This window comes from Gilliamella sp. Gris3-2 (assembly GCF_001690345.1).
In the GTDB taxonomy this organism is placed as follows: domain Bacteria; phylum Pseudomonadota; class Gammaproteobacteria; order Enterobacterales; family Orbaceae; genus Gilliamella; species Gilliamella bombi.
Genome location: NZ_LZHB01000011.1, coordinates 1 through 4,585 on the forward strand (window position 1 = coordinate 1; position 4,585 = coordinate 4,585).

The 4,585-nt window shown below is 37.9% G+C and carries 5 protein-coding genes, 2 tRNA genes and 2 rRNA genes; 2 read left to right on the forward strand and 7 right to left on the reverse strand.

Translation table 11 applies throughout. From position 1 onward, the window contains the following. Both A9G32_RS02065 and A9G32_RS02070 read right to left on the reverse strand, forming a co-directional pair. The coding region (locus tag A9G32_RS02065) for an IS3 family transposase (protein WP_176701302.1) at nucleotides 1–368 on the reverse strand (368 nt) is incomplete at its 3' end. A gap of 11 nt (nucleotides 369–379) precedes the next feature. Beyond that, nucleotides 380–661, reverse strand: coding sequence for an IS3 family transposase (locus tag A9G32_RS02070; protein WP_065589765.1), 282 nt, complete (start codon nucleotides 659–661; stop codon nucleotides 380–382). Nucleotides 662–803: 142 nt separating this feature from the next. Here A9G32_RS02070 and A9G32_RS02075 point away from each other — a divergent pair, with 142 nt between their 5' ends. Then, the gene (locus tag A9G32_RS02075) at nucleotides 804–1,418 is read left to right on the forward strand and encodes an IS30 family transposase (RefSeq protein ID WP_065590263.1); all 615 of its coding nucleotides are present in this window, start codon (nucleotides 804–806) and stop codon (nucleotides 1,416–1,418) included. Nucleotides 1,419–1,601: 183 nt separating this feature from the next. Further along, a complete protein-coding gene (locus A9G32_RS02080) occupies nucleotides 1,602–3,125 on the forward strand; it encodes a YifB family Mg chelatase-like AAA ATPase (RefSeq protein WP_065574644.1) in 1,524 nt (507 codons plus the stop codon). Between the two features lie 5 nt (nucleotides 3,126–3,130). Here the strand turns inward: A9G32_RS02080 and A9G32_RS02085 are convergent, their stop codons facing one another. The 5 genes from A9G32_RS02085 to A9G32_RS02105 form a co-directional block, all read right to left on the reverse strand. Then, entirely contained in the window at nucleotides 3,131–3,469 is a 339-nt protein-coding gene (locus A9G32_RS02085; protein ID WP_034914792.1) for a DUF413 domain-containing protein, read from the reverse strand. A 134-nt stretch (nucleotides 3,470–3,603) separates the two neighbouring features. Next, nucleotides 3,604–3,679: transfer RNA gene (locus A9G32_RS02090), tRNA-Trp, on the reverse strand. An 8-nt stretch (nucleotides 3,680–3,687) separates the two neighbouring features. Continuing rightward, nucleotides 3,688–3,764, reverse strand: a tRNA-Asp gene (locus A9G32_RS02095). A 33-nt stretch (nucleotides 3,765–3,797) separates the two neighbouring features. Next, a 5S ribosomal RNA gene (gene rrf / locus A9G32_RS02100) occupies nucleotides 3,798–3,913 on the reverse strand. A gap of 157 nt (nucleotides 3,914–4,070) precedes the next feature. Then, nucleotides 4,071–4,585: ribosomal RNA gene (locus tag A9G32_RS02105) — 23S ribosomal RNA — on the reverse strand; the annotation flags it as partial.

Here is a 4,585-nt window from a genome sequence, read left to right on the forward strand (position 1 = left end):
ATATCGGTTACCCATGTTTTATTAGGCTTATCAGGGTTAAATTGCCTATCTAACGTGTTGGGCGCAATATTGTGATGAGCCTTGTCTGTTTTATACTTGAATTTACGTGCTGCTTTACTCCGTAATCCCAATTGTTGCAAAACACGGCTAATTGTTCTTTCTGAAACTTGATAGCCCGCTTCTCTTGCATCATGAAGCAGGCTTGGTGCACCCAAACGAGCTTTATGTTGCCAATACTGTTTTTGGATATACTCGCTGAGTTTAGCTGATTTGTTTGCTCTTTTTAACCAAGCATAATAACCCGATGAACTGACACCAAGTAATGAGCATATCCTAGTAACGGGATAGCAGGTTAAATGATTTTTCATATAAGCGTACTTCATCGACTTGGATTGTTGATGAAGTACACATGCGCCTTTTTTAGTATATCATTAGCCATTTTCAGTTCTTTAATCTCTTTTTCTAACGCCATAATCCGCTGTTGCTCAGTGGTTAACTCTCGACGGCTAGTTTTATTCGGGGAAAGTTGCCTAATCCATTTATCTAGGGTTGATTTACCCACACCTAGATGGTTGGCAAGTTCGCTGATAGAAAGGTGTGCATTAGATAACGCATAATCCACTGATTGTTGTTTGAATTCGATACTAAATTTTTTGACCATGATATTTGTCTCCTATGATTTTTGTTTATATCATAGAGGCAACTTTTGTCCACTTTTTTGGCGAGGATCACAACAATATTACCAAAACGAAAAAATGATAGAGGCGGGCACTGTCTAATATTTTGGCGAGGATCACAAATCAATCTATAACTATCTTTATCAAAATAAAGCGCGCTATGAACAATTCAAACCTTATCTAAGGCGAAAAGGCAAAGCCTATAGGCATTGTAAGGCACCGAGTATTAAAGAAGGAGACCGCCGATATAAACGGTCAATAAAACAACGTCCAAGTTATGTAGAAAGCCGGAAAACGCGAGGACATTGGGAGGGAGATACGATTATTAGCCGTAAAGACAAGCAAGCATTGGTGACATTAGTTGAACGAAAAACAGGGCTAGTATTAATTGGGCGCCTCAATCAACGTACCGCCTCCGAAACGAGAGATATGATAATAAAATTGCTAACGCCGTTTAAAAAAATGGTTAAAAGCATCACCTTTGATAATGGAACCGAATTTAATTATCATCATGCTATTGAGCATTATTTAAATACTACCGTGTACTTTGCGGAGCCTTATAAAAGCTGGCAAAGAGGCACAAATGAAAACACCAATGGCTTAATACGTCAGTTTATACCTAAGTCAGCGGCCATTTCATTAGTTGACGACGAACAGATAAAGAAAATTCAATATCTATTGAACACACGCCCAAGAAAACGGCATAAGTTTAAAAGCCCTGCCGATTTTTATTCTAAGTAGTTAAGAAGAATTGCACTTCATGGTGTAATCTAGGAATTAACTTTAAACAAAAAAAATTGAGATTACTGCAAAATCAGATTATTTATTGCGTGACATATCCCATTAATAAAAATGACTTTAATAGTCAGCTAACTATTTCTAATACTGTAATAGTACAATTCAATATGTTAATAATTAAAAACTATGTCACTTGCAATTATTTATACTCGAGCATCTATTGGAATACAAGCACCTTTGATAAACGTTGAAGTTCATATTAGTAACGGGTTACCAGGTTTTGTTTTAGTTGGTCTGCCTGAAGCAACGGTTAAAGAAGCTAAAGATCGAGTTAGAAGTGCTATTATTAATAGTGGTTTTACTTTTCCTTCAAAAAAAATAACTGTTAACTTATCTCCTGCAGATCTTCCAAAAGAAGGAAGTCGCTTCGATTTACCAATAGCTATCGCTATTCTTGCCGCTACAGAGCAAATTCCAACAGATAATCTATTACATTATGAATTTTTGGGAGAATTAGCCCTTTCAGGTAATATTAGAGCAGTAAAAGGAGCTATTCCAGCAGCTATTTCTTCTAAAAAGAAAAATCGCACATTAATTATTTCTGCAGAAAATCAATCTGAAATTTCTTTAATTCACCAAAACAATACTTTAATCACTAATAACTTATTAGAGTTATGCCAATATTTATATAACGAAATTGACTTGCCTGCAGTCCAATATCGTGAATACAAAGATATTGATAATAATTTATCAAACCTACAAGATATAATCGGACAGGAACAAGCCAAAAGAGCATTAGAAATTGCAGCCGCAGGAGGTCACAATTTACTATTAATTGGACCTCCTGGAACAGGTAAAACTATGTTAGCAACTCGTTTGACTTCCCTGTTACCTCAATTATCTGATGAAGAAGCACTTGAAAGTGCTGCAATAACTAGTCTAGTTAGTCCAAATGGATCAATTAAAAACTGGCGTAAAAGGCCGTTTAGATCACCTCACCATAGCGCATCAGCAGCAGCATTAGTTGGTGGAGGAACAATACCTAAACCTGGAGAAATATCACTAGCACATAATGGGGTTTTATTTTTAGATGAATTACCAGAATTTAACCGAAAAGTATTAGACGCTCTTAGAGAACCAATTGAGTCAGGTGAAATTATCATTTCAAGAGCAAACGCAAAAATAAAATTTCCTGCTAAGTTTCAATTAATAGCAGCAATGAATCCAAGCCCTACAGGACATTATCAAGGAACACACAATAGAACTACACCCCAGCAAACAATTCGCTATCTAAATCGACTTTCAGGACCATTTCTCGATAGATTTGATATTTCTATTGAAGTACCTTTATTGCCTAAAGGCACCTTAAGTCAAAAAAAGACTTCCGATGAATCAACCGAAACGGTAAAACAGCGAGTTTTACAAGCAAGAAATGTTCAGTTTAAAAGAAATAATAAATTAAATAGTCAGTTAAGTGCAAATGAAATACAATGCTATTGCAAATTATCAGATGAAAATAATGAATATTTAGAACAAGCATTGATAAAATTAGGACTCTCTGCTAGGGCGTGGCATCGTATATTAAAAGTATCGCGTACAATTGCAGATTTAGATTCGTCAGAAAATATAGAACGAAAACATATTTCAGAAGCATTAAGTTATCGTTCTATGGATCGATTATTAATTCAATTACACAAAAATATCGGTTAAAAGAATTAGTCGTCACTATCGACAAAATCATCAGTTGTATCAACTTGAGGCTTCCCGCCGGATAATGTATGAAAGCGTTTAGGCTTATTTATACGAGAAAGATATTTTAGCCAAGTTTTTTCGAAATCAGTTGATGGCTCCTTTTTACCTTTACAAACGGCAACAAATGATTTTTCTTCTGCTGTAGTAGGTTTTCTAACTTCTGTATCAAGATCTTTAAAAGCACACCCATGTTTTTCCAAAATAAGAGCTTCTTTAATAGTAAAGTCTCCGTGACGAGAAAATCCTCTTGGATAATTCTTATTATCAAAAAAACGTTGTTGACTTACAAAACTCTCAGCCATGTTCTATCCTCTAGGTTGTAAAAGTATCTGGGCAGGAATTATAATTGACTAAGTTAATCTGTAAATAAAATTCTTTTATTTATTCTATCAAAAATGAGCAAATGATTAAATTTAAAACAAAACCATTATTTTTGTGGCAGGGGCGGAGAGTCTCGAACTCCCAACACCCGGTTTTGGAGACCGGTGCTCTACCAATTGAACTACGCCCCTAAATAAGGTGGCGGAACGGACGGGGCTCGAACCCGCGACCCCCTGCGTGACAGGCAGGTATTCTAACCAACTGAACTACCGCTCCACCGTATTTGGTATGTATATATTAAATTTAAAAGTCTGGCGGCACCCTACTCTCACATGGGTAATACCCACACTACCATCGGCACTACGGCGTTTCACTTCTGAGTTCGGCATGGGGTCAGGTGGGACCACCGCGCTATTACCGCCAGACATATCCTGTACTCTCTTTCTTAATTGCTGTCCATTATCTCATATCAACAACAATCACTTAATTCGGAACAAACTGTTTTTTCAATCTCTATTCTCTTTTCGATGATTTTCTCATCTAGTAATAACTTCTGCGTAACCCAAAACAACTCCGAGTTGTAAGGTTAAGACTCTCGGTTCATTAGTATCAGTTAGCTCAATGTATCACTACACTTACACACCTGACCTATCTACGTCTTAGTCTCAAACGGACCTTACTGAATCTCTTCAGGGAAAACTCATCTCGAGGCTAGTTTCGTGCTTAGATGCTTTCAGCACTTATCTATTCCGCACGTAGCTACCGGGCAATGCAATTGGCATCACAACCCGAACACCAGCGGTGCGTTCACTTCGGTCCTCTCGTACTAGAAGCAAACCCTCTCAATTTTCCTACGCCCATGGCAGATAGGGACCGAACTGTCTCACGACGTTCTAAACCCAGCTCGCGTACCACTTTAAACGGCGAACAGCCGTACCCTTGGGACCTACTTCAGCCCCAGGATGTGATGAGCCGACATCGAGGTGCCAAACACCGCCGTCGATATGAACTCTTGGGCGGTATCAGCCTGTTATCCCCGGAGTACCTTTTATCCGTTGAGCGATGGCCCTTCCATTCAGAACCACCGGATCACTATG

Coding starts and splice junctions, on each gene's coding strand:
- A9G32_RS02070 (WP_065589765.1), bottom strand. CDS start 661: ATGGTCAAAAAATTTAGTATCGAATTCAAACAACAATCAGTGGATTAT.
- A9G32_RS02085 (WP_034914792.1), bottom strand. CDS start 3,469: ATGGCTGAGAGTTTTGTAAGTCAACAACGTTTTTTTGATAATAAGAAT.
- A9G32_RS02080 (WP_065574644.1), top strand. CDS start 1,602: ATGTCACTTGCAATTATTTATACTCGAGCATCTATTGGAATACAAGCA.